Source organism: Streptomyces sp. NPDC023838 (genome assembly GCF_040639555.1).
In the GTDB taxonomy this organism is placed as follows: domain Bacteria; phylum Actinomycetota; class Actinomycetes; order Streptomycetales; family Streptomycetaceae; genus Streptomyces.
On sequence record NZ_JBFAAD010000002.1, the window covers coordinates 167,109 to 188,859 of the forward strand.

Here is a 21,751-nt window from a genome sequence, read left to right on the forward strand (position 1 = left end):
CCCCGGACCCCATTGTCTGCGGACCGTCGCCCGGTGCGCCGCCCGTTCCGTACTGCGGAACGGGCGGGCACACCGGGTACGACAGCGGTTACTTCTCGGTAACTCCGGCCGAGTCGAAGGTCGCGACCTCGTGCATCGCGCGAGCCGCGCTCTGCACCAGCGGCAGCGCGAGCAGGGCACCGGTGCCCTCGCCCAGCCGCAGGTCCAGGTCGACCAGCGGGCGCAGGCCCAGCTTGTTCAGGGCCGCCGCATGGCCGGGCTCCGCGCTGCGGTGGCCCGCGATGCACGCCGCCAGGGCCTCGGGTGCGATGGCCCGGGCGACCAGCGCCGCCGCGCCCGCGCTCACACCGTCCAGGATCACCGGCGTACGCAGCGAGGCGCCGCCGAGGATGAAGCCGACCATGGCCGCGTGCTCCAGGCCGCCGATCCCGGCGAGGACGCCGATCGGGTCGGCCGGGTCGGGGCTGTGCAGCTCCAGGGCGCGGCGGACCACGTCGACCTTGCGGGCGTGCGTCTCGTCGTTGATGCCGGTGCCGCGGCCGGTGACCTCGGCCGGGTCGACGCCCGTGTACAGGGAGATCAGGGCGGCCGACACCGTGGTGTTGGCGATGCCCATCTCGCCGGTCAGCAGCGCCTTGTTGCCCGCCGCCACCAGGTCGCGGGCGGTCTCGATGCCCACCTCGACGGCGGCGACGACCTCCTCGCGGGTCATGGCGGGCCCGGTCGTCATGTCGCCGGTACCCGGGCGCACCTTGCGGGGCAGCAGCCCCGGGGTGGCCGGGAGTTCGCCGGCCACGCCCACGTCGATGACGCAGACCTCGGCGCCGACCTGGTTGGCGAACGCGTTGCAGACCGCGCCGCCGCCCAGGAAGTTGGCCACCATCTGGCCGGTGACCTCCTGCGGCCAGGGCGTGACGCCCTGGGCGTGCACCCCGTGGTCGCCCGCGAAGATCGCCACGGCGGCGGGCTCCGGGATCGGCGGCGGGCACTTGCGCGAAAGTCCGCTGAGCTGCGCGGAGATGATCTCCAGCATCCCGAGCGCGCCGGCCGGCTTGGTCATCCGCTTCTGCCGCTCCCACGCCTCGCCGAGCGCCTTGGCGTCCAGCGGGCGGATGCCCGCCACGGTCTCCTGGAGCAGGTCGTGCGGGTCCTCGCCGGGCAGGGCGCGGCGGCCGTACGTCTCCTCGTGGACGACCCAGGACAGCGGGCGCCGCTTGGACCAGCCCGCCTGCATCAGCTCGGGCTCCTCCGGGAACTCGTCCACGTACCCCACGCAGAGGTACGCGACGACCTCCAGGTGCTCCGGCAGGCCGAGCGAGCGGACCATCTCGCGCTCGTCGAAGAAGCTGACCCAGCCGACGCCGAGGCCCTCGGCGCGGGCGGCGAGCCACAGGTTCTCGACGGCGAGCGCCGAGGAGTACGGGGCCATCTGCGGCTGGGTGTAGCGGCCCAGGGTGTGGCGGCCGCCGCGGGTGGGGTCGGCGGTGACCACGATGTTCACCGGGGTGTCGAGGATGGCCTCGATCTTCAGTTCCTTGAACTGCTTGGCCCGGCCCTTGGGCAGTGACTTCGCGTACGCGTCGCGCTGGCGCTGGGCGAGCTCGTGCATGGTGCGACGGGTCTCGGCGGACCGGATGACCACGAAGTCCCAGGGCTGCGAGTGGCCCACGCTCGGGGCGGTGTGCGCGGCCTCCAGGACGCGCAGCAGCACCTCGTGCGGGATGGGGTCGCTGCGGAAGCCGTTGCGGATGTCGCGCCGCTCGCGCATCACGCGCAGCACGGCCTCGCGCTCGGCGTCGGCGTACCCGGGGGCCGGGGCGCCCGGCTCGGCGTAGACGTCCTCGCCCTCCGACTCGGCGCTCTCGGCGGCCGGGGCCGCGTCGGCCCGGAGGGGCTCGCCCTGCTCGGCGTCCTCGGCGGCCGGGGCGAGCTCCTCGGTCGCGTCCTCGTCCGCGTCGTCCTCGATGATCACGGGAGCGGGCGCGGTCTGCCCGGCCTCCGCGACCGGCGGCTCGGGCTCGTCCGTGACCAGCACGGCGGCGGGGGCCTCGGGGGCCGCCGGGACGGTCTCGGGCTGCGGCTGCGGGACGGACTCGGAACGGGGGACGGGGACGACCGGTGTCGCGGCGGCCGGGGCGGGCACGGCCTGCGGCTGCGCCGCGTCGTGCTCCTGCACCTGGACCTGCACCGGGGCGTGCTCCTGGGCCTGGGCCTGCTCCTGGACGTCCACCGGCTCGGCGGGCGCGGGCGACTCCGCCGGCTCCACGACCACGGCCTCCGGCGTCGCGGCGGCCGGGGCGACGGCCTCGGCGACCGGCTGCGGGGCGGCGGCGACGGGCTCGGTGACCGCGTCCCCGGCCTCGTCAGCCGCCACGGCGACAGGGCTCGCGGCCACGAGCGCCACCGGCGGCACGGCCTCGGCGGCAACCTCGACCACCGGTCCCTCGGGCTGGGAGGGCTGCGACGGCTGGGCGGCCTGCTCGGGCTGAGGGGCGTGCGGCGGCTGCGGGGCAGCCTGCGCCGGCGGCTCCGTCGGCACGACGGCCACGACCGGCTCGGCCACCGGCTCGGCGGCGGGCGCCGGGACGGGCTCGGGCGCCGGCACGGGAGCGTGCTCGGCGGCGGGCGCGACCGGCTCCACCGGCGAGGGGGCCAGATGCGGGCCGGTCGGAACCGAGCCCTCCACCGGGACGAACTGACCGACGGCGGGCGGCTGTACGGCCTCCGCGGGCACCACGGGCGAGACCGGCGCGACGGGGGCCGCGACCGGCGACGGCTGCTCGGCCGCGACCGCGTGGGCGGGCGCGCCCACCGGCGCGCCGACCGGCGCGAGCTCCTCCGGGACGACCGTTTCTGCGGCGCTGACCAGGCCGTTCGGTGACTGCTGGGGTTCAGGCTGCGCGAGGGACGGCTGGGGCTGCACGGCCTGCGGCTGGGCGGCCTCGGCCGGTACGGGCTCGGCCTGCCGGACGCCCTCGACCGGCTGCGGCGCGGGCCGCGGTTCCGGTACCGCCACGGCCTCCGCCGCCTCCTGCGGCGCCACGGGCTCCCACGGCGTCGCACCCTGCGGCGGGAGCTCGCTCAGCTGCGGGGCGGACACCGGCGCGGCCGCCTCCTCGCGGGGCACGTCCAGGTACTCGGGGCCGGTGGTCGCCGGGCCGGGGGCGGGCGCGGGGGCGGGCGTGGTCTGAGCGCCGGCGGCCGGGCCGCGGTCGGCCAGCGACCGTACGACACCGCCGGTGGCGTCCGGCACGGGCGGGCTCAGGTGCAGCGGGCGGCGCGCGGGCGGGGGCGTCGCGGACGCGGTGCGGACGGCGCCGAGGTCCACCGAGCCGGAGTCGCGTCCGCCGGCCTCGTGGGCGCCGGGCTCGGCCTGCTGCTCCGGGGCGGGGGCGGCGTGGGCGCCGTGCGCCGGGGACGGCACCGGCACGGGGGCCGCGAGCGGGGCGGGCGCGGACTGCGGGTCGATCCAGGCGCCCTGGGCGCCGGGCATCAGCAGGAGGTCGTCGTCGTCCGCACCGAGCGCCGAACCGTCGGAGGGGTCGAGGAAGGTGTACGCGCCGGGAGCGGGGACGCCCGGCTGCTCCACCATGCCTGCGTCCTCCGGCAGCCCCTCGCCCGGGACCTGGCCGGTGTCAGTCATGCGTACCCCTCGCCCATCTGTAGTGCTTCTTCGGCCTGCGCCCGGGGACCGCCCACGCAAGGCGCGCCCCGCACCCGTCAACAAGAACGAGCGGGCACGCCGCGCGGTGCGAACGGCCCGCGAACACACAGCATTCTCGCGGGAGATCGCCGACCTGGCGCCCCGTCTCGGCCACGGAACGTGTGGGGTGCGCCACGTTGCGCTTCCCCGGGATCCGACGTACCGCGACAGGGCCCCAAACCGGGTTCCCATTCCGGACATTGACGAACGTAGCGCCGAACGGCCCGGTGCGGTACAACAGTCGGCCAGCCTACCTCGGACGACACGCCGGAGAGATCACGGGGACCTTTCCCGGCGCCTTCCGGAGAGCAGGAATGCGACCGAGCGTTCGCGTTCCGACCAGACGCTCGTGTCCAGCTCCACGGACTGGAGGAGGGCGCACTCCACGTCGTATCCGCCGGCCTCCAGGGCGGCTCCGATCGCCTCGGCGCCGTCGCGGGTGGTGGCGTGCGCGACGATCCGCTCCGGGCGGCGGTCGGCGCAGGCGGAGACGACCTCCGCTCCCCCGCCGCCGACGCGCACGACGTCGGGCTCGGGCAGCGATTCCAGTACGTGCGGGGCGCGGCCCGCGACCACTTGGAGCTGGACGCCGAAGCCGCGTGCGGCGGCCTCGGTGCGGGCGCAGGCGTCCGGGTCGGCGTCGACGGCGATGACGGCGGCCCCGAATTGGGCGGCTTCGGCGGCGAGCGCGCCGCTGCCGCAGCCGATGTCCCAGACGAGGTCGCCGGTGCGCGGGCCGAGCCGGGCCAGCTGGGCGGCGCGCAGACCGGCCGATTCGCCCGGGCCGAGCCCGCCCCCGTACGCGTGCGCGGGCAGTGCCCAGCCGCGCACCTGGCGCGGGTGGCCCGGGTCGCGTCCGGCGATCCAGCCGGCGCCCGGCAGGGTGCCGTGGCCGCCGCCGATCACGATGACCAGGTTGGGGTCGCGCCAGGCGTGGTCGGCGACCTTGTCGGAGGTGAGGACGGTGACCTGCTCGCGGTCGCTGCCGAGCTCCTCGCAGATGACGAAGGTGCGGTGGACGCCTTCGAGGAGCAGGGCGAGCTCGGCGGGCCCGGCGCCCGGTGAGGTGAGGACGGCGACCTTGGGGTGCGCCCGGCACACGTTGACGGCCCGGCGCAGGGTGCGGCGGTGGGCGACGACGATCTGGGCGTCGTCCCAGGGCATCCCGGCCCGGGCGAACGCGGCGGCCACGGCCGAGACGGCGGGCACCACTTCGACTTCCAGGCCGTGCTCGGGGGCGCGCAGGGTGCGGACGACGCCGAAGAAGCCGGGGTCCCCGTCGGCCAGGACGACCGCGCTGCCGCGGTGGCCGGCGATGCGGCGGGCGGCGAGGTCGACGCTGCCGAGCCGGATCCGCTCGGCGCGCGGGGGTACTTCGGGCAGCGCCAGATGGTGGGCGGCGCCGGCCACCAGGGTGGCGGCGGACAGCGCGGACCTGGCCGCCGGGGTGAGCGGCGAGCCGTCCCAGCCGATCACCGTGACGCGGTCGGCCATCGTCGTCAGTCTCCTGGAGTTGTCGCAGGTCGGGGCGGCCCCGGTGGGCCCGGCCACGGTGAGGGTACCTGGTGCGGCGGGGGCGGGGGCGGGCGAGCGGGGGCGGTCTTGGGTCAGTTCCAGTCGGCGAAGGAGGCGTATCCGGCGTCCGCGAGCTGGTCGGCGACGCCATCCAGGTCCTCGGGGAGCAGACTCCACACGATCAGGTCGGTGCGGATGTCCGCCCAGCCGCCGTCCTCCGTCTGCGTCCGCGCTATCCAGGCGTTGCGCAGCACGCCCTCGCTGATGCAGCCGATCTTCTGGGCGACCTGCTGGGAGGCGGTGTTGTCGGCGGCGGTGCGCAGCTCGATGCGCTCGAAGCGCTGGTCGCGGAAGAGCCACTGCGCGGCGGCGAGCACGGCCTCGGTGGCATAGCCCTCGCCGCGCGCCCAGGGGGCGATGACGTAGCCGACCTCGGTGGCCAGGGTGCGCCAGTTGGTGTTCTGCAGATGGACGACGCCGACCAGGCGCTGGGTGAGGAACTCGGTGACGGCGAAGACGATGCCCCGCCCCGAGGTGCGCTCGGCGGGGGCGTGCAGCCGGACGAACTCCAGGGCGTCGCGGGCCGTGTAGGGGTGGGGCACGGAGGTCCAGGCGATGACGTGCTCGTCGTTCATCATCTCGATGTGCGCCGGGACGTCGTCCTCGTCGAAGGCGCGCAGCACCAGCCGGTCCGTGCTGATGGAGATGTCCGGGAACACCGGGGTCGGGGTAGTCATGTGCCGCTCCATGCCGGGGGACGGTCGTCAGGCCGTAAAGGCACAGCATGCAGCATCGGTACGGGGATGTGCATGGCCGGGGTGAGGCCTGGTGCGGGGACGCGGACGCCGGGGCCCCGCACACCGTGTGGTGTGCGGGGCCCCGGCGTGGTTGGCGGGAACTGACCGGCGGGGGTCGGGACTTGACGGCCCGGAGCCCGACGGTTCAGGACCGGAGCCCGAGGTTCAGGACTGGACGGCGCCGAAGGCCGGGACGACCGAGCCCTGGTACTTGTCCTGGATGAACTTCTTGACCTCGTCGGAGTTGAGGAGCTTGGCGAGCTTCTGGATCCGCGGGTCGCTCTCGTTGCCCTTCTTGACGGCGAGGAAGTTGGCGTACGGGTTGCCGTCCGCCTTCTCCAGGACGAGCGCGTCCTTGGCCGGGCTGAGCTTGGCCTCGATGGCGTAGTTGCCGTTGATGACCGCGGCGTCGACGTCGTTCAGGGCGCGGGGCAGCGTGGCGGCCTCGATCTCCTTGAACTTCAGGCCCTTGCTGTCCTTGATGTCGGAGAGCTTGGCGGAGGTGCCGACGCCGTCCTTGAGGGTGATCAGGCCGTTGCCCGCGAGCAGTTGGAGCGCGCGGCCCTCGTTGGTGGTGTCGTTCGGGACGGCGACCGTCTGCCCGGAGGTGAGCTCCTTGGCGGACTTGACCTTCTTGGAGTAGAGGCCGAGCGGCTCCAGCTCCACGTTCACCACCGGGACGATGGTGGTGTGGTTCTTCTTGTTGAAGTCGTCCAGGTAGGGCTTGTGCTGGAAGAAGTTGGCGTCGACCTGGCCCTGCTGGGTGGCGGTGTTCGGCAGGACGTAGTCCGTGAACTCCTTCACCTCCAGCTTGAGTCCGGCCTTCTGCGCCAGGTTCTTCTTCACGAAGTCGAGGATGTCGGCGTGCGGCGTCGGGGACGCGGCGACGACGAGCGCCTGGGAGGCGTCGGCCGAGGCGCCCTTGGCCGAGGACGACTTGGGGTCGGAGGCCGTGCCGCAGGCGGTGAGGCCGAAGGCGAGGGCGGCGGTGGCGGCGGCAGCAGCGGTGATCTTGATGTTCTTACGCACGAAAAGTGCCTCTTTCTGGTGGTGCGGGTGAGCGCCCGGACAAGGAGTGCGGGCTGTGTGGGGAGAAGCTCAGGAGGTACGGCCCCGGCGGGCGAGGAGCCGTACGGCGCCGTCGCCGATCAGCTGGACCACGGTGACGATGGCGATGAGCACACCGACGGTGACGAGCATGAACGGGGTCTCGAAGCGCTGGAAGCCGTAGGTGATGGCCTTGGAGCCGAGGCCCTCGCCGCCGACCGCGCCGGCCATCGCCGAGTAGCTGACCAGCGTGATCACGGTGGTGGTGAGTGCGGCGATCAGCGAGGGCAGCGCCTGCGGGAGCAGCACCTTGCCGACGATGGTCGGGATGGAGCCGCCCATCGACTGGACGGCCTCGACCAGTCCGTGGTCGACCTCGCGGATCGCGGTCTCCACGAGCCGGGCGAAGAACGGGATGGCGCCGACGGCGAGCGGCACGATCATGGCGGTGGGGCCGATGAAGGTGCCGACCACCCAGGTGGTGAAGGGGATCAGCGCGATCAGCAGGATGATGAACGGCATCGAGCGGCCGATGTTCACGATCACGCCGATGACCTTGTTCACCGGGCGGTTCTGGAGCAGCCCGCCCTTGTCGGTGAGCACCAGCAGCACACCCAGCGGCAGCCCGCCCGCGACGGTGACCAGGCTGGACCAGAGCACCATGTAGAGGGTGTCGATGGTTCCCTGGGACAGCAGCGGCTGCATCTCGGACCAGCTCACTTGGCACCTTCCTTGACCAGAGCGGCGGCCTGCGCCGGGATTTCCACCGCGGTGTCGACCGCGTCGGCCTCGACCACGTCCACCTGGAGGCCCTGCTCGCGCAGGAAGCCGACCGGGACGACGTTCTCCTCGTACCGTCCGGGCAGCTCGATGCGCATCCGGCCGATCTGCTTGCCGCCGACGGTGTCCATCGCGGCGCCGAGGATCGAGATGTCGACGTTGTACGTACGCGACAGCTGCGAGATGACCGGCTGGGTCGCCGACTCGCCGTGGAAGGTCACGTCGACGACGGTGCGCTCGGGGCCGGTGGCCTCGCCGGTCACCGGGAACAGCTCGGCGGCGAGCTCGGAGCCCGGCGTGGCGAGGAGTTCGCCGACGGTGCCGGACTCGACGATCCGGCCCCGCTTCATCAGCGCGGCCGAGTCGCAGACCGTCTTGACGACGTCCATCTCGTGGGTGATGAGCAGCACGGTGAGGCCGAGCTGCTGGTTGAGGTCGCGCAGCAGCTGGAGGATGGAGCGGGTGGTCTCCGGGTCGAGGGCGCTGGTCGCCTCGTCGGAGAGCAGCACCTTGGGGTCGCCGGCCAGGGCGCGGGCGATGCCGACGCGCTGCTTCTGGCCGCCGGAGAGCTGGGCGGGGTAGGCCTTGGCCTTGTCGGCGAGGCCGACCAGGTCGAGGAGTTCGAGGGCCTTGCGGGAGCGCTCCTTGCCGGAGACGCCGAGGATCTCCAGCGGCAGCTCGATGTTGGCCTGCACGGTGCGCGCGGAGAGCAGGTTGAAGTGCTGGAAGACCATGCCGATACGGCTGCGCGCCTGGCGCAGCTCCTTGCCGGCGCGGCGGCCGCGCCCGGCGAGCGCGGTGAGGTCGACGCCGTCGACGGTCACCGTGCCGGTGGTCGGCCGCTCCAGGAGGTTGACGCAGCGGATGAGGGAGGACTTGCCGGCGCCGCTCTGGCCGATGACGCCGAAGACCTCGCCCTCGCGGACATGGAGGTCTACGCCGTCCAGGGCGGTGACCTCACGGCCGCGCGACTGGTAGACCTTGGTGAGGCCCGTAGTGGTGATCACAGGATTTCCGTCACTGTCGAGTGCGCGGCGCGGTGTCCGCCGGGCACGGGGCATTCGTGTTCGGGACGCGTCACAGCCACATCGGTGGTAACCGGGAGGCATGGCGTGCGCGGGCATGGCTCATGGGTCTCGCTTCGGGGCGCGAGGCTCAGGCGGGGGCCCTCAGAAGGCGCACATTCGACACATACAACGAGCACCGGGCGTGTTCATCGCCTCGGTCGCAAGGGTGCGGCTGCTCGTCGTGGTCATGCATGAAGTAAAGCAGAAGGAGCGAAGAGCGGATCATTGCTGTCCGGATTCCGGACAACAATGGACCGCCATACGGACACCGCCGGGCCGGTCCCCGGACGGCGACGGCAGCCCCGCCGCCGCCCTCCTCCCCCGCCTGGCCTGGGCCGATACGGCCGGCGCCGAGTCCGGGGGCAGCGGGCCGCCACCTCCCGGACGCGGGCGGCCTGTGGCCAAGGCCACCGCGGCGCGATCGCCCCGGCCGGTCCCGCCCGGGGCGGGCGCATCGGGCGCTTCGGGCCGTAATACGCTCGTTCCCATGCTTGACGCCCTGACGGTCGCGGTCGCCGCCGCCGCGCTCGCCCTCGCCGCCTGGTGCGGCTTCGCCGCCTACCGGGACCAGCCCACCAAGGACTGGCACTTCATCGGCATGGCCGTGGTCTCCGTACTGGCGCTGGCCCAGCTGGTGGTCGGCGTCGTGCAGCTGGGGCGCGGCGAGCGGCCGGACCAGGGCATGGCGATCTTCATCGCCTATCTGGTCGGATCGTTCGCGGCCGTCCCCGCCGCCGGTCTGCTGTCGCTGAGCGAGCGGACGAAGTGGGGCTCGGTGACGGTCTCGGCCGGCGCGGTGGTGCTCGCGGTGCTCGAAGTGCGTCTCTACGACATCTGGGGAGGGTGACCGTGGCCGAGTCCACCACCGAGTCCACCGGGCGGAACGAGTCCGACGGCAAGAAGCTCGGCAGCGGCCCCGGCCGCGTACTGGTCTGGTTCTACGGGGTGTTCACCGTCGCCGCCGCCTCCCGCTCGATCGTCCAGATGATCCAGGACTTCGGCAAGGCGCCGCTGGCGTACGTCCTGTCGGCGGTGGCCGCCGTGGTGTACGGGTTCATCACGTTCTCGCTGGTACGCGGCGGCGAGGGGCTGCGGCGCACGGCACTGGCGTGCTGCGCGGCCGAGCTGGTCTTCGTCCTGACCGTGGGCACGTGGACGCTGGCGGACAAGTCCGCGTTCCCGGACGCGACGGTCTGGTCGGACTACGGGGCGGGCTATCTGCTCATCCCCGTGATCCTCCCGGTCCTCGGCATGCTCTGGCTGCGCCGGAACAGGGACCAGCGGCCCTAGGCGCTGGCGACGAACTGCCGGGCCGACGCCTCCTTCTCCAGGGTCACCACGGACAGCTTCGCGCTCAGCGCCTCCGTGGAGACCGGCGCGTACCCGTGCTTGCGGTACAGCCGCAGGTTGGACTCGCTGCGGTGTCCCGTGAAGAGCTGGAACCGCTTGGCCGACAGCTGGCCCGCGAAGTGGTTCTCTATGGCGCTCAGCAGTCGGCTGCCCAGTCCGTGCCCCTGCATCCGCGGATGCACGATCAGCTTCCCGATCCGGCCGGTGCCCGACGCGTCCACGGTGCCTCTGACCGAGGCCACCACCTCGTCGCCGAGCCGCGCCACCAGCGCGTACCCGCCGCCGAGCTCACTGCGCAGGCCGTCGAGCGTCTGGGTGAGCGGTTCGATCGAGTAGTCGCCGTAGAGCTCCGCCTCACTCTGGTAGCAGAGGTACTGCAGCTTGAGGATCTGCTCGCAGTCGCCCTCACGCGCCGCAGAGATGGTCACGCTCATACCCATGTGTGCATGCCTTCCGCTCACCTGTCCGCCGGTTGTCTAACGCTCCATTCCCCGCAGGCCAGGAGCCGCAACCTCCGCCGCGAGCATTCTGCGCAGGCATCCCAGGCAACGGGAACGCATCGGCCCCAGACTCCCCTGTGAGATATCCAACTCCCCTGCGATTTCGCGGTAGGTGGGGTCGCTGGGCGACAGAAGTGCGGTCAGCAGGCGCGGGCAGTTCCCCGGAGTTCTGGCCACGGCCGTACGCAGAGCACTGCTCAGCTCCTCGCTCAGAACCCGGCGTTCGGGGCCTGCTTCCGGGTCGGCGGCCGGCTCCGCGGCGAACGGCAGTTCGTTCCGCGCCCGGCGGCGAGCCCGTCGCACTTCCGCCCGAACGGCCCAGCGCACCCAGGGCACGGGGTCCGCCGGACGGCTTTCGAGCAGACGCACCCAGACGTCCTGTTCGAGGTCGGCGGGGTCGACTCCGGCGCCCGGCGCCTCCGCGGCGGCCTCGGCGGCCAGCAGCGGGCTCAGCTCTTTGACGAGGTCCATGCCGGGCGGGACGCGGCCGCCGCGCGAGGCGGTTTCGGCGGCGGCCGCATCTCACCCGTACGTGGAGGGCTCGTATACGAGAGCTACCGGTACGGGTCTAGCCAGCCGCGCGGAAGTCTGCCGCCGCGAGCAGGGCCGTGTCCGCGTTGTCGGAGAAGACCGCGTCGATACCGGTCGCGAAGTACGCCTTGAAGGCCCCGAACGCGTCCCCGTAGGCGTTGGGGTCGGTGCCGCGCCGGAAGTCGGCGGGCAGGAAGGTGTTCTCGTTGCGCATCGTGTACGGGTGGAGGACCAGCCCCTGAGCGTGGGCGTCCGCGACCAGGGTGGTGGGCTTGGTGAGCCGGCCCGCCGCGTCCTTGGGGACGATCAGGTCCAGGGTGGGGCCGATGCCCTGCGCGTACGAGGCGATCCACTTCAGGCCCGCGGGCTTGACCAGGTCGTCCGTGGTGCGCGGGTCGCCGCTCACCACGAAGTCCCAGGGCCTGGTGCCGGTGCCGGAGAGGAGCACGACCGACGGGGTGTCGACCAGCCGGCTCAGCCGCTGGATGCTGCTGGGCTCGAAGGACTGGAGGAACTGCGGGGAGTCCGCGCGGTGGCGCCCGTACCGGCGCAGCAGCCGCGCCACCTTGTCCTCCAGCGGGAGGCCGATGCCCCGGAAGTAGGTGGGGTGCTTGGTCTCGGTGTGCAGCCAGATCCGGCGGCCCAGGCGGCGGCCCTCGCGCTCGGCCCACTGGAGCACTTCCTCGAAGGTGGGCACGGACCAGCGGCCGTCGTAGAGGGTGTTGCGCTGCCGGACGGCGGGCAGCCGCTCCTTGGCGCGCAGGGTCTTCAGCTCGGCGAGCGTGAAGTCCTCGGTGAACCAGCCGGTGACGGCCGTGCCGTCGATCGTCTTGGTGGCCTTGCGGGCGGCGAACTCGGGGCGGGCGGCGACGTCCGTGGTGGCGGTGATGTCGTTCTCGTGACGGCAGACCAGCTGCCCGTCCTTGGTGGGGACGAGGTCCTGCTCTATGACGTGGGCGCCGAGGTCCAGGGCGTGCTGGTAGGAGCCGAGGGTGTGCTCGGGGCGGTATCCGGCGGTACCGCGGTGCCCGATCACGTACGGGACCGGCAGGTCCTTGTACGAGCCGTGGCGGCGCGCGTCGTCGTGGCCCTGCCGGGTCCGCGCGCTCGCGGCCGCGGTGGGCAGCCCGGCGGCCGCCGTGCCCAGAACCGCCGCGCCGAGCACGGTGCGCCGCCCGGGGCTCATCCGCTCACCCTGTGTCATAAACGCTCCTTCGCCGAGTTTCACCAGGTGGGACTCACCGGGTGGAAGGGGTCGAGCGTAGGCGGGCGCCCCTTACGGACGGGAGCCCCCGGGGCCAAGCGGGGCGGAACGTGGCCCGAACACGCGTCAACATCGCGTATCCACTCCGTGAACCCGATGTGCGATCAGACATGACCCGCGAGTATCGTCCTCACCTGCGCGGACCTCATTCCGTGCGGACCCGTCAGCCCACGACACCGGAGGAAGCGTTGTCCCGACTCGCGCTCATCAAGGCAGTGCTCGGACCGATCATGCGCCTGATGTTCCGTCCGCAGGTGGAGGGCGCCGAGAACATCCCGGGGACGGGTCCGGTCATCCTGGCGGGCAACCACCTGACGTTCATCGACTCGATGATCATGCCGGTGTGCCTGGACCGGCCGGTGTACTTCATCGGCAAGGACGAGTACGTCACGGGCAAGGGTCTCAAGGGCCGGCTGATGGCGTGGTTCTTCAGCGGCGTCGGGATGATCCCGGTCAACCGGGACGGCGGCCACGGCGGTGTCGCGGCGCTGATGACGGGGCGTCAGGTCCTGGAAGAGGGCAAGGTCTTCAGCATCTATCCGGAGGGCACCCGCTCCCCCGACGGCCGGCTCTACCGCGGCCGCACCGGCATCGCGCGGCTGACCCTGATGACCGGGGCGCCGGTCGTGCCGTTCGCGATGATCGGCACGGACAAGATCCAGCCGAGCGGGGCGGGGCTGCCGCGGCCGGGCAAGGTGACGGTGCGGTTCGGTGAGCCGATGGAGTTCTCGCGGTACGAGGGCATGGACCGGGACCGCTATGTGCTGCGGGCCGTCACGGACTCGGTGATGGCCGAGGTCATGCGGCTGTCCGGGCAGGAGTACGTCGACATGTACGCCACGAAGGCGAAGGCGGCGTAGCCGCCGTTTTCCCCGGGCGCGGTACGTCTGTGGCTCGGCCACGGACGAACGCTTTCACGGGGCGCGAGGAATCTGTGGCTCCGCCACGGACCGCCGCTTTTAGGGGGGCGGGGAACTGCGCGACCAGCCACGCACGGCCCGCGGACGAAGACGTTGTTCTTCGACCGCGGGCCGTCTTGCGCTGAGCGCGCAGTTCCCCGCGCCTCCAAGCGCCGTGCGTGGCCGAGCCACAGACCCTGTCGCGCCCCCGGCAGGGGCCCGTGCGTGGCCCAGGCACAGGGCCCGCGCCCCCGCTAGGGGTGCTCCAGGCCCTCCTCCAGGCGCTGGCCCCGCAGCAGGAACCACGCCGCGACCGCCGTCGCGAACAGGACCGCGCTGCCCACCGCCGCCGCCGTCTGGAAGCCGTCCGTGAAGGCGTCCCGGGCGGCGGACAGCATGGGCGCCGCCTGCTCCGCCGGGAGGCGCGCGGCTGACTCGACCGCGCCGCCGAGCGAGTCGTGAGCCGCCTCCGAGACGCCCGCGGGCAGGTCCGCCGGGGCCGTGAAGCCGCGGTAGATGCCCGTGACGACCGAGCCCAGCAGCGCGATGCCGAGGGCCGCGCCCAGTTCGTACGCCGTCTCGGAGACCGCCGACGCCGCCCCCGCCTGCTCCTTCGGCACACTGGAGAGGATCACGTCGGCGGTGACCGTGAAGGCGAGACCGGCTCCGAGGCCGCCCACGAACAGCGCGATCCCCAGAGCCACCACACCCGTGCCGGCCGATATCGCCACGCAGGCTGCCAGGGCCGCGCCGACCGCCGCGAGCCCCACGGCGACCGCGCTGCGCACCGAGGCCCGGCGCGCCACGTATCCCGCCGCGAGCCCGGCGCCCACCGCGCCCACGGCCGCGGGCAGTTCGATCAGCCCGGCCTCCAACGGCGAGCGCACCTGGACCAGTTGGAGGAACTGGGAGAGGAAGAACACCAGCCCGGACAGGCCCAGGATGGTCAGCAGGTCGGCCAGGACCGCGCCGGAGAAGCCCCGGTGGTGGAAGAGCCGCATGTCGAGCAGCGGGGATTCGAGGGTCAGCTGGCGGCGTACGAACCAGATCAGGGCCAGCACGCCCACCACCGCCGCCGCGGCGATCTCCAGGCCGAAGCCGTTGACCGCCGCCTCCTTGACCGCGTACACGATCGCGACCATGCCCACCAGCGACAGCAGCACGCTGACCAGGTCCCACGGGCCGGGGTCGGGGTCGCGTGACTCGGGGAGCAGCTTGATGCCCACGAGCACCAGCACCGCCATCACCGGCAGGTTGATCAGGAAGACCGAGCCCCACCAGAAGTTCTCCAGGAGGAAGCCGCCGACGACCGGCCCGACGGCGGCGCCCGCCGAGGCCGCCGCGCCCCAGACACCGACGGCCAGACTGCGCTCGCGGGGGTCGTGGAAGATGTTCCGGATCAGCGCCAGGGTGGACGGCATCAGGGTCGCGCCCGCGACGCCGAGCAGCGCCCGCGCCAGGATCATCATCTCGGGGCTGGAGGCGTACGCGTTGAGCACCGAGACCGCGCCGAAGGCCACCGCGCCGCAGAGCAGCAGCCGCTTGCGGCCGATCCGGTCGCCGAGGCTGCCCATCGAGACGAGCAGGCCCGCGATGACGAACGAGTAGACGTCGCCGATCCACAGCAGCTGCGGGCCGGACGGCTTCAGGTCCTCGCTGAGGAACGGGGTGGCCAGGCCCAGCACGGTCGCGTCGACGGCGACGAGGAGCACGGCCAGTACGAGCACGGCGAGGGCGAGCCAGCGGCCCGGGTGGCGCACATCGAGGCCGGGCTCGGCGCGCCGGTCGGTACTGGTCATTTCTCCACGCCCCGTCGCGCTCCGCCGAGCAGCAACTCGACGATCATGTACTGGAAGTCGTTGGCGGCGACCCGGCCGACCTGGACGGCCCAGGCGCAGGTGCCGATCAGGCCGTACAGGGCCTCGGTGAGCCACGCCGGGGTGAGGTCGATGCGGAAGTCGCCCTGCTCCTGGCCGCGCCGGAAGAGCGCGGAGACGCGGGCGTCGAGCCGGGCCCAGCCCTCGTTCATCTGGTCGCCCTCGAAGAGCTGGTTCTCGGTGACCAGGAAGGCGAGCAGTCCGGCGGCGGGCTCCACCTCGGCGATCAGCCGGCGCAGCGCCTCGGGAGCGGGCCCCTCGTCCAGCCGGGCCGCGTCCAGGGCGGCCTCGAACTGCTCGATGCCGTGGTTCTCCAGCGCCCTGACCAGCGCGTCGCGGCCGGCGAAGTGACGGTGCAGGGTGGCGCGCCCGATCCCCGCGGCGCGGGCCACCTCGTCCATCGTGGCGGTCGATTTACGGGAGAGCAGGGCGGCCGCCGTACGCAGCACCTGGTCGCGGTCCACAGTCATGAGACAACCATAACCCGAATGAGACGTCGATGTCTCATTCGAAAGGCTGTCGACTCGCCGCCCGGTGCTGACTAACCTGACGGCGTCCCGTCAAAGCCCTCGGAAGGAACCCCACGTGACCGACAACCGCGTCCCGCCGCCCCTGCTCGCCGGTGAGCGCGAGACGCTGCGAGCCTTTCTCGACTACCACCGCGCCACGCTCGCGATGAAGTGCGAGGGCCTGAGCGACGACGAGCTGCGCGCCAAGTCGATGCCGCCGTCCACGCTCTCGCTGCTCGGCCTCGTCCGGCACATGGCCGAGGTGGAGCGCACCTGGTTCCGCAAGGTCGTCAACGGCGAGGACATCACGCTGGTCTACTCGGACGTGAACGACTACCAGGTCGCGTACGACGCGAGCGGCGCCACCCGGACGGACGCGTTCGAACGGTGGCAGGCCGAGGTCGAGCACTCCCGCCGCATCGAGCGCGAGGCCGAGTCGCTCGACACCGTCGTCCACGCCTCCCGGTGGGACACGGACGTCTCGCTGCGGCTGGTGATGGTGCACGTGACGCTGGAGTACGCCCGCCACAACGGCCACGCCGACTTCCTGCGCGAGGGGATCGACGGGACGGTCGGGGCGTGACCGGCGTGCGTACGGGCGCGTGGTGACAACGCGAAGGGCCCGTACGGCTTTTGGAAGCCGTACGGGCCCTTCGCCCTGCCCATGACTCAGTGACCGGCGCGCCGGCGCCTGCGCAGCAGCACGACCGGGGCCGCGCCGAGCAGGCCGAGCGTGGCGGGCGCCGCCGCCGCGACCGTGCCGATGCCCGACTGGCCGAAGGTGCTCGGCACGGGGAGCGTGGCCCAGCGGTCGACCGGCCAGGCGATGACGAGCGCGCGCCCCACGACCTTGTCGACCGGCACCGAGCCGCCGCCCGGCTGGTCCTGGTGGTAGCGGGAGTCCGCCGAGTTCTGCCGGTGGTCGCCCATGACCCAGATGCGCCCCTTGGGCACGGTGATCTTGAACTGGCTGTCCGGGTCCGTGCTGCACGGGGTGTTCCCGGCGAAGACGTACGGCTCGTTCAGGGCCTTGCCGTTGACCTTCAGGGGGCCGGTGCCCTTGCACTCCACGGTGTCCCCGCCGACCGCGACGACCCGCTTGATCAGGTCCTTCTCCTCGGCGGACGGCATCAGCCCGACGAAGCTCAGCGCCTTCTGCACGGCGTTGGGCTGCGGAGTGGGCTCGCCCTGGAGCCAGTTGCCGGGGTCGTGGAAGACGACGACCTCGCCGCGCTCGGGCGTGGAGCCGAACCACGGCGTCAGCTTGTCCACCAGGACCCGGTCACCGCGCTGGAGGGTGTTCTGCATCGAGTCCGAGGGGATCGAGAACGCCTGCACCAGGAACGTCTTGATCAGCAGCGCGAGGATCAGCGCGATGCCGATGAGCAGCGGCAGCTCCTTCCAGAAGGAGCGCTGCTTGCCGGTCTTCTTCGGCGCCGTCCCGTCGGCCGGCTCGGCGACCTCGTCGGGCACCGCCCCGGACCCCTGGAGCCGGTCGAGCCCCTCGGGTCCCGCGGGGCTCTCCTGGGGCCGCTCGGCCTCCCCGTGTCCTTCTTGCGCGCCGACCGCCACGTCCCCCACGTCCACTCCCTCACCGCCGAAGGGACCATGGTCGCACGAAACGGGCGCCGCTGATCGACACCGGCGCCGCACTCCATCCGTACGGGGCATGCGCGCCGCGCACACCCCGTACCGGTATCTCATTTCCGGGCGGTGGCCCAGGCGTGCTGGACGGTCAGGTCGGCCTTGACCTCGGCGAGTTGGACGGCGACGGCCGAGGGGGCGGTGCCGCCGCGGCCGCTGCGGGACGCCAGCGCGCCGGGGACGTTCAGGACGGTCCGCACCTCGGGCGTCAGATGCGCGGAGATCTTGGCGAACTGCTCGTCGGTGAGCTCGTCCAGCTCGATCCCGTGCGCCTCGCAGACCTTGACGCACTCCCCCGCGACCTCGTGCGCCACCCGGAACGGCACGCCCTGCTTGACCAGCCACTCCGCGATGTCGGTGGCGAGCGAGAAGCCCGCGGGCGCCAGCTCCTCCATGCGCTCCCGGTTGACCGTGAGGGTCGCCATCATCCCGGTGAACGCGGGCAGCAGCACCTCCAGCTGGTCGCAGGAGTCGAAGACCGGCTCCTTGTCCTCCTGGAGGTCCCGGTTGTACGCGAGCGGCAGAGCCTTGAGCGTCGCCATCAGGCCGGTGAGGTTGCCGATGAGCCTGCCGCTCTTGCCCCGCGCCAGCTCCGCGATGTCGGGGTTCTTCTTCTGCGGCATGATCGAGGAGCCGGTGGAGAAGGCGTCGTGCAGGGTGACGAAGGAGAACTCCTTCGTGTTCCAGATGATGACCTCCTCGGCGATCCGGGAGAGGTTGACGCCGATCATCGCGGTGATGAAGGCGAACTCGGCCACGAAGTCGCGGGAGGCCGTGCCGTCGATGGAGTTGGCCACGCTGCCGTGCTCGAAGCCGAGGTCCGCGGCGACCGCCTCCGGGTCGAGCCCCAGCGAGGACCCGGCGAGCGCGCCCGATCCGTACGGGGAGACCGCCGTGCGCTCGTCCCACTGCCGCAGCCGCTCGGCGTCCCGGGACAGGGACTGGACGTGGGCCAGGACGTGGTGGGCGAAGAGGACCGGCTGGGCGTGCTGGAGGTGGGTGCGGCCGGGCATCGCCACATCGGGGTGCGCCTCGGCGAGGCCGACCAGCGCGTCCTGGAGCTCGGCGAGCAGGCCGCCGATGATCCGGGCGTGGTCGCGCAGATACATCCGGAAGAGCGTGGCCACCTGGTCGTTGCGGGACCGGCCGGCCCGCAGCTTGCCGCCGAGGTCGGGGCCGAGGCGCTCCAGGAGGCCCCGCTCCAGGGCGGTGTGCACGTCCTCGTCGGCGATGGTGCCGGTGAACGAGCCGTCGGCCACGTCGGCCGCCAGCCGGTCCAGGCCCTCGGTCATCCGGGCCAGCTCGTCGTCGGTGAGCAGGCCCGCCTTGTGGAGCACTCGGGCGTGAGCGCGTGAGCCCGCGATGTCGTACGGGGCGAGCCGCCAGTCGAAGTGGACCGACGCGGACAGCTTCGCCAGTGCCTCGGCCGGACCGTCGGCGAACCGGGCGCCCCAGAGCCGGACGTCACCGTTGTTGCTGCTCACAGCTGTTGCTCCTCAAGGCTGTTCGAGTCTGTGGATATGCGACCGCCTCCCCGCCACGGAGGATCGGGGAGGCGGTCGTACAACGAGTCGTTGTTACGCCAGGTCCACGTCGGGCTAGGCCTGCAGATCACGCCGCGCGGCGATCTTCGACGAGAGGCCGAAGATCTCGATGAAGCCCTGCGCCTTGGACTGGTCGAAGGTGTCGCCCGCGTCGTAGGTGGCGAGGTTGAAGTCGTACAGCGACTCCTCGGACCTGCGGCCGGTGACGACGGCGCGGCCGCCGTGCAGGGTCATCCGGATGTCGCCGGTGACGTGCTGGTTGGCCTCGTTGATGAAGCCGTCCAGGGCGCGCTTGAGCGGGGAGAACCACAGGCCGTCGTAGACCATCTCGCCCCAGCGCTGCTCGACCTGCCGCTTGTAGCGGGCGAGTTCGCGCTCGACGGTGACGTTCTCCAGCTCCTGGTGGGCGGTGATCAGCGCGATCGCGCCCGGCGCCTCGTACACCTCGCGGGACTTGATGCCCACGAGCCGGTCCTCGACCATGTCGATCCGGCCGATGCCCTGGCCGCCGGCCCGCTCGTTGAGCTGCTGGATCGCCTGGAGCACGGTGACAGGCTTGCCGTCGATGGCGACCGGGACGCCCTCCTTGAAGGAGATGACGACCTCGTCGGCCTCGCGCTGCTCGGCCGGGTTCGAGGTGTACTCGTAGATGTCCTCGATCGGCGCGTTCCAGATGTCCTCCAGGAAGCCGGTCTCCACGGCCCGCCCGAAGACGTTCTGGTCGATCGAGTACGGCGACTTCTTGGTGGTGGCGATGGGGAGGTTCTTGGCCTCGCAGAAGGCGATCGCCTTGTCCCGGGTCATCGCGTAGTCACGGACCGGGGCGATGCACTTCAGGTCGGGGCCGAGGGCGGCGATACCGGCCTCGAACCGCACCTGGTCGTTGCCCTTGCCGGTGCAGCCGTGGGCGACGGTGGTGGCGCCGTGCTTCCTGGCGGCGGCCACCAGGTGCTTGACGATGGTCGGCCGGGAGAGGGCGGAGACCAGCGGGTAACGGTCCATGTACAGGGCGTTGGCCTTGATCGCCGGGAGGCAGTACTCGTCGGCGAACTCGTCCTTCGCGTCCGCGACCTCGGCCTCGACGGCACCGCAGGCGAGCGCGCGCTTGCGGATGACGTCCAGGTCCTCGCCACCCTGGCCGACGTCCACGGCAACGGCGATGACCTCGGCGCCCGTCTCCTCGGCGATCCAGCCGATGGCGACGGAGGTGTCCAGACCGCCCGAGTAGGCGAGTACGACGCGCTCGGTCACGGGTTTCTCCTTACGGTGCATTCGGTGATGGGTATAACTATGCAGTGCTCCGTATGTTTTGTCAACGAGAGGGGCCAGGGGCCACCGGGAGGCGGCGGGAGAGGGCTGGGAGAGGGACGGTCACGCGGCTGGGGTAACGGTTCGGCCCCCTGAGAGGACGTCAGCGGGCGGGCCGCGTACGGTCGCGGGCATGATGCGTACCGCTCTCGCACTCGGTGCGGCCCTGCTCGCGCTCGCGACCCCGGCCGCCGTGGCGGATTCCCGCCCGTTCACCTCACCCAACCTGCCGAACCGGATGGCTGACACCGGCGGCGGCACCCAGCTGATCACCGCCGAGGCGCCCGCCACCGGCTCCACCACGGGCCGGGTGACCTGGTGGAACAAGCGCGGGCCGCTGTGGGTGATGGCGGGCCGGGCCGAAGCCAGGTTCGGCGCCAACGGACTGGTCGAGGGCACCGCCCGCAAGCAGAACACCAGCACCACCCCGACCGGGCTCTACGACCTGCCGTACGCCTTCGGCACCACGGCCGCCCCCGCCGGGACCCGGTTCTCCTACCGCCGCGCCACCGACAGGTCCTGGTGGTGCGAGGACACCGCCTCGCAGGCGTACAACCGCTGGGTGGAGGGGCTGCCCGCGGACTGCCGCGCGAGCGAGTCCGAGCGGATCACCGCGTTCCCCACGCAGTACGCCCGCGCCCTGGTGGTCGGGTTCAACTACGACCAGCCGGTGCGCGGGCGCGGTGCGGGGATCTTCCTGCACGTCAACGGGAAGGGGGCGACGGCCGGTTGTGTGTCCGTCCCGGCGGACGCGATGGCCCGCATCCTGGCCTGGGCGGACCCGGCCAAGCACCCCCACATCGCGATCGGCACGGCGTCCGGGCCGACCGCGATCACACGTTACTGAGCCCGGTGGCGGCTACCGGTCGTTCTGCGCGAGCCGCAGCAGGTGGTCGGCCAGGGCCTGGCCGCCCGCCGGGTCGCGGCTGATCAGCATGAGCGTGTCGTCGCCCGCGATCGTGCCGAGGATGTCGTGCAGTTCGGCCTGGTCGATGGCCGAGGCGAGGAACTGGGCGGCGCCCGGCGGCGTACGCAGCACCACCAGGTTGGCGGAGGCCTCCGCGGAGATCAGCAGCTCCGCGGAGAGCCTGCGCATCCGCTCCTCCTTGGCCGACTCGCCCAGCGGCGCCTTGGGCGTGCGGAAACCGCCCTCGCTGGGCACCGCGTAGATCAGCTCGCCGCCGGTGTTGCGGATCTTCACCGCGCCCAGCTCGTCGAGGTCGCGGGAGAGCGTCGCCTGGGTGACGCTCAGCCCGTCGTCCGCGAGCAGCTTGGCGAGCTGGCTCTGGGACCGCACCGGCTGCCGGTTGAGGATGTCCACGATCCGGCGGTGGCGGGCGGTGCGGGTCTGCGGTACGGCGGGGCCGCCGAGCTCTTGGTCCTGCGCCTCGTCGGTCATCGTCGTCTCATTCTCCG

20 protein-coding genes are annotated in these 21,751 nt (G+C 72.3%); 5 read left to right on the top strand and 15 right to left on the bottom strand.

Going from position 1 to position 21,751, the window contains the following annotated elements; genetic code table 11:
- Window positions 1-88 precede the first annotated feature (88 nt).
- The 6 genes from cobT to AB0G17_RS03055 form a co-directional block, all read right to left on the bottom strand.
- Window positions 89-3,643 carry a nicotinate-nucleotide--dimethylbenzimidazole phosphoribosyltransferase gene (gene cobT / locus AB0G17_RS03030; protein WP_361374856.1) on the bottom strand — a complete coding sequence of 1,185 codons (3,555 nt, stop codon included), beginning with the start codon at window positions 3,641-3,643 and terminating at the stop codon, window positions 89-91.
- 336 nt (window positions 3,644-3,979) lie between these two features.
- Window positions 3,980-5,197, bottom strand: coding sequence for a precorrin-6y C5,15-methyltransferase (decarboxylating) subunit CbiE (cbiE, locus tag AB0G17_RS03035; RefSeq protein ID WP_361375324.1), 1,218 nt, complete (start codon window positions 5,195-5,197; stop codon window positions 3,980-3,982).
- Between the two features lie 113 nt (window positions 5,198-5,310).
- Complete coding sequence (locus AB0G17_RS03040) at window positions 5,311-5,967, bottom strand: GNAT family N-acetyltransferase (RefSeq protein ID WP_361374858.1); 657 nt, start codon at window positions 5,965-5,967, stop codon at window positions 5,311-5,313.
- Window positions 5,968-6,180: 213 nt separating this feature from the next.
- Window positions 6,181-7,044, bottom strand: coding sequence for a MetQ/NlpA family ABC transporter substrate-binding protein (locus AB0G17_RS03045; protein ID WP_361374860.1), 864 nt, complete (start codon window positions 7,042-7,044; stop codon window positions 6,181-6,183).
- Between the two features lie 69 nt (window positions 7,045-7,113).
- Window positions 7,114-7,782, bottom strand: coding sequence for a methionine ABC transporter permease (locus AB0G17_RS03050; RefSeq protein ID WP_361374862.1), 669 nt, complete (start codon window positions 7,780-7,782; stop codon window positions 7,114-7,116).
- On the bottom strand, window positions 7,779-8,849 hold the full coding sequence (locus tag AB0G17_RS03055) for an ATP-binding cassette domain-containing protein (protein ID WP_361374864.1): 1,071 nt from the start codon (window positions 8,847-8,849) through the stop codon (window positions 7,779-7,781). Before AB0G17_RS03055 ends, AB0G17_RS03050 begins: the two co-directional genes overlap by 4 nt.
- 547 nt (window positions 8,850-9,396) lie before the next feature.
- Here AB0G17_RS03055 and AB0G17_RS03060 point away from each other — a divergent pair.
- Window positions 9,397-9,756, top strand: a complete 360-nt coding sequence (locus AB0G17_RS03060; protein ID WP_361374866.1) for a hypothetical protein — start codon at window positions 9,397-9,399, stop codon at window positions 9,754-9,756.
- Between the two features lie 2 nt (window positions 9,757-9,758).
- Complete coding sequence (locus AB0G17_RS03065; protein WP_361374868.1) at window positions 9,759-10,199, top strand: hypothetical protein; 441 nt, start codon at window positions 9,759-9,761, stop codon at window positions 10,197-10,199.
- Here the strand turns inward: AB0G17_RS03065 and AB0G17_RS03070 are convergent.
- The 3 genes from AB0G17_RS03070 to AB0G17_RS03080 all read right to left on the bottom strand — a co-directional run bounded on the left by AB0G17_RS03070 (window position 10,196) and on the right by AB0G17_RS03080 (window position 12,494).
- Window positions 10,196-10,699 carry a GNAT family N-acetyltransferase gene (locus AB0G17_RS03070; RefSeq protein ID WP_361374870.1) on the bottom strand — a complete coding sequence of 168 codons (504 nt, stop codon included), beginning with the start codon at window positions 10,697-10,699 and terminating at the stop codon, window positions 10,196-10,198. The two genes, AB0G17_RS03065 and AB0G17_RS03070, sit on opposite strands and share 4 nt — an antisense overlap.
- Before the next feature lie 36 nt (window positions 10,700-10,735).
- The gene (locus tag AB0G17_RS03075; RefSeq protein WP_361374872.1) at window positions 10,736-11,230 is read right to left on the bottom strand and encodes a sigma-70 family RNA polymerase sigma factor; all 495 of its coding nucleotides are present in this window, start codon (window positions 11,228-11,230) and stop codon (window positions 10,736-10,738) included.
- A 97-nt stretch (window positions 11,231-11,327) separates the two neighbouring features.
- On the bottom strand, window positions 11,328-12,494 hold the full coding sequence (locus AB0G17_RS03080) for a glycerophosphodiester phosphodiesterase (protein WP_361374874.1): 1,167 nt from the start codon (window positions 12,492-12,494) through the stop codon (window positions 11,328-11,330).
- A 248-nt stretch (window positions 12,495-12,742) separates the two neighbouring features.
- On the opposite strand from AB0G17_RS03080, the gene AB0G17_RS03085 reads away from it, so the two are divergent.
- On the top strand, window positions 12,743-13,414 hold the full coding sequence (locus AB0G17_RS03085; protein ID WP_101387443.1) for a lysophospholipid acyltransferase family protein: 672 nt from the start codon (window positions 12,743-12,745) through the stop codon (window positions 13,412-13,414).
- Between the two features lie 293 nt (window positions 13,415-13,707).
- Here AB0G17_RS03085 and AB0G17_RS03090 read toward each other — a convergent pair whose 3' ends face one another.
- A complete protein-coding gene (locus tag AB0G17_RS03090; RefSeq protein ID WP_361374877.1) occupies window positions 13,708-15,252 on the bottom strand; it encodes an MFS transporter in 1,545 nt (514 codons plus the stop codon).
- Window positions 15,249-15,800 (bottom strand): TetR/AcrR family transcriptional regulator, encoded by a 552-nt coding sequence (locus tag AB0G17_RS03095; RefSeq protein ID WP_361374879.1) that lies wholly within the window; start codon window positions 15,798-15,800, stop codon window positions 15,249-15,251. The genes AB0G17_RS03090 and AB0G17_RS03095 overlap by 4 nt, the downstream gene beginning before the upstream one ends.
- 115 nt (window positions 15,801-15,915) lie before the next feature.
- Between AB0G17_RS03095 and AB0G17_RS03100 the strand changes: the two genes are divergently transcribed.
- Window positions 15,916-16,422, top strand: a complete 507-nt coding sequence (locus AB0G17_RS03100) for a DinB family protein (RefSeq protein WP_361374881.1) — start codon at window positions 15,916-15,918, stop codon at window positions 16,420-16,422.
- An 86-nt stretch (window positions 16,423-16,508) separates the two neighbouring features.
- Here the strand turns inward: AB0G17_RS03100 and lepB are convergent, their stop codons facing one another.
- The 3 genes from lepB to AB0G17_RS03115 form a co-directional block, all read right to left on the bottom strand.
- A complete protein-coding gene (gene lepB / locus AB0G17_RS03105; protein WP_361374883.1) occupies window positions 16,509-17,420 on the bottom strand; it encodes a signal peptidase I in 912 nt (303 codons plus the stop codon).
- A 119-nt stretch (window positions 17,421-17,539) separates the two neighbouring features.
- Complete coding sequence (gene argH / locus AB0G17_RS03110) at window positions 17,540-18,967, bottom strand: argininosuccinate lyase (protein ID WP_361374885.1); 1,428 nt, start codon at window positions 18,965-18,967, stop codon at window positions 17,540-17,542.
- Between the two features lie 114 nt (window positions 18,968-19,081).
- Window positions 19,082-20,278, bottom strand: coding sequence for an argininosuccinate synthase (locus AB0G17_RS03115; RefSeq protein ID WP_361374887.1), 1,197 nt, complete (start codon window positions 20,276-20,278; stop codon window positions 19,082-19,084).
- A gap of 193 nt (window positions 20,279-20,471) precedes the next feature.
- Between AB0G17_RS03115 and AB0G17_RS03120 the strand changes: the two genes are divergently transcribed.
- Window positions 20,472-21,182 (top strand): L,D-transpeptidase family protein, encoded by a 711-nt coding sequence (locus tag AB0G17_RS03120; protein ID WP_361375326.1) that lies wholly within the window; start codon window positions 20,472-20,474, stop codon window positions 21,180-21,182.
- A gap of 12 nt (window positions 21,183-21,194) precedes the next feature.
- On the opposite strand, the gene AB0G17_RS03125 is transcribed toward AB0G17_RS03120, so the two are convergent.
- Entirely contained in the window at window positions 21,195-21,734 is a 540-nt protein-coding gene (locus AB0G17_RS03125) for an arginine repressor (protein WP_190089598.1), read from the bottom strand.
- Window positions 21,735-21,751: the final 17 nt, after the last annotated feature.

Excerpts from the sequence above, each read along its gene's own strand:
- AB0G17_RS03070 (WP_361374870.1), bottom strand. The coding sequence starts at position 10,699 with ATGGGTATGAGCGTGACCATCTCTGCGGCGCGTGAGGGCGACTGCGAG.
- cobT (WP_361374856.1), bottom strand. The coding sequence starts at position 3,643 with ATGACTGACACCGGCCAGGTCCCGGGCGAGGGGCTGCCGGAGGACGCA.
- AB0G17_RS03120 (WP_361375326.1), top strand. The coding sequence starts at position 20,472 with ATGCGTACCGCTCTCGCACTCGGTGCGGCCCTGCTCGCGCTCGCGACC.
- AB0G17_RS03095 (WP_361374879.1), bottom strand. The coding sequence starts at position 15,800 with ATGACTGTGGACCGCGACCAGGTGCTGCGTACGGCGGCCGCCCTGCTC.
- AB0G17_RS03080 (WP_361374874.1), bottom strand. The coding sequence starts at position 12,494 with ATGACACAGGGTGAGCGGATGAGCCCCGGGCGGCGCACCGTGCTCGGC.
- AB0G17_RS03040 (WP_361374858.1), bottom strand. The coding sequence starts at position 5,967 with ATGGAGCGGCACATGACTACCCCGACCCCGGTGTTCCCGGACATCTCC.
- AB0G17_RS03090 (WP_361374877.1), bottom strand. The coding sequence starts at position 15,252 with ATGACCAGTACCGACCGGCGCGCCGAGCCCGGCCTCGATGTGCGCCAC.
- AB0G17_RS03125 (WP_190089598.1), bottom strand. The coding sequence starts at position 21,734 with ATGACCGACGAGGCGCAGGACCAAGAGCTCGGCGGCCCCGCCGTACCG.
- AB0G17_RS03060 (WP_361374866.1), top strand. The coding sequence starts at position 9,397 with ATGCTTGACGCCCTGACGGTCGCGGTCGCCGCCGCCGCGCTCGCCCTC.
- AB0G17_RS03075 (WP_361374872.1), bottom strand. The coding sequence starts at position 11,230 with ATGGACCTCGTCAAAGAGCTGAGCCCGCTGCTGGCCGCCGAGGCCGCC.
- cbiE (WP_361375324.1), bottom strand. The coding sequence starts at position 5,197 with ATGGCCGACCGCGTCACGGTGATCGGCTGGGACGGCTCGCCGCTCACC.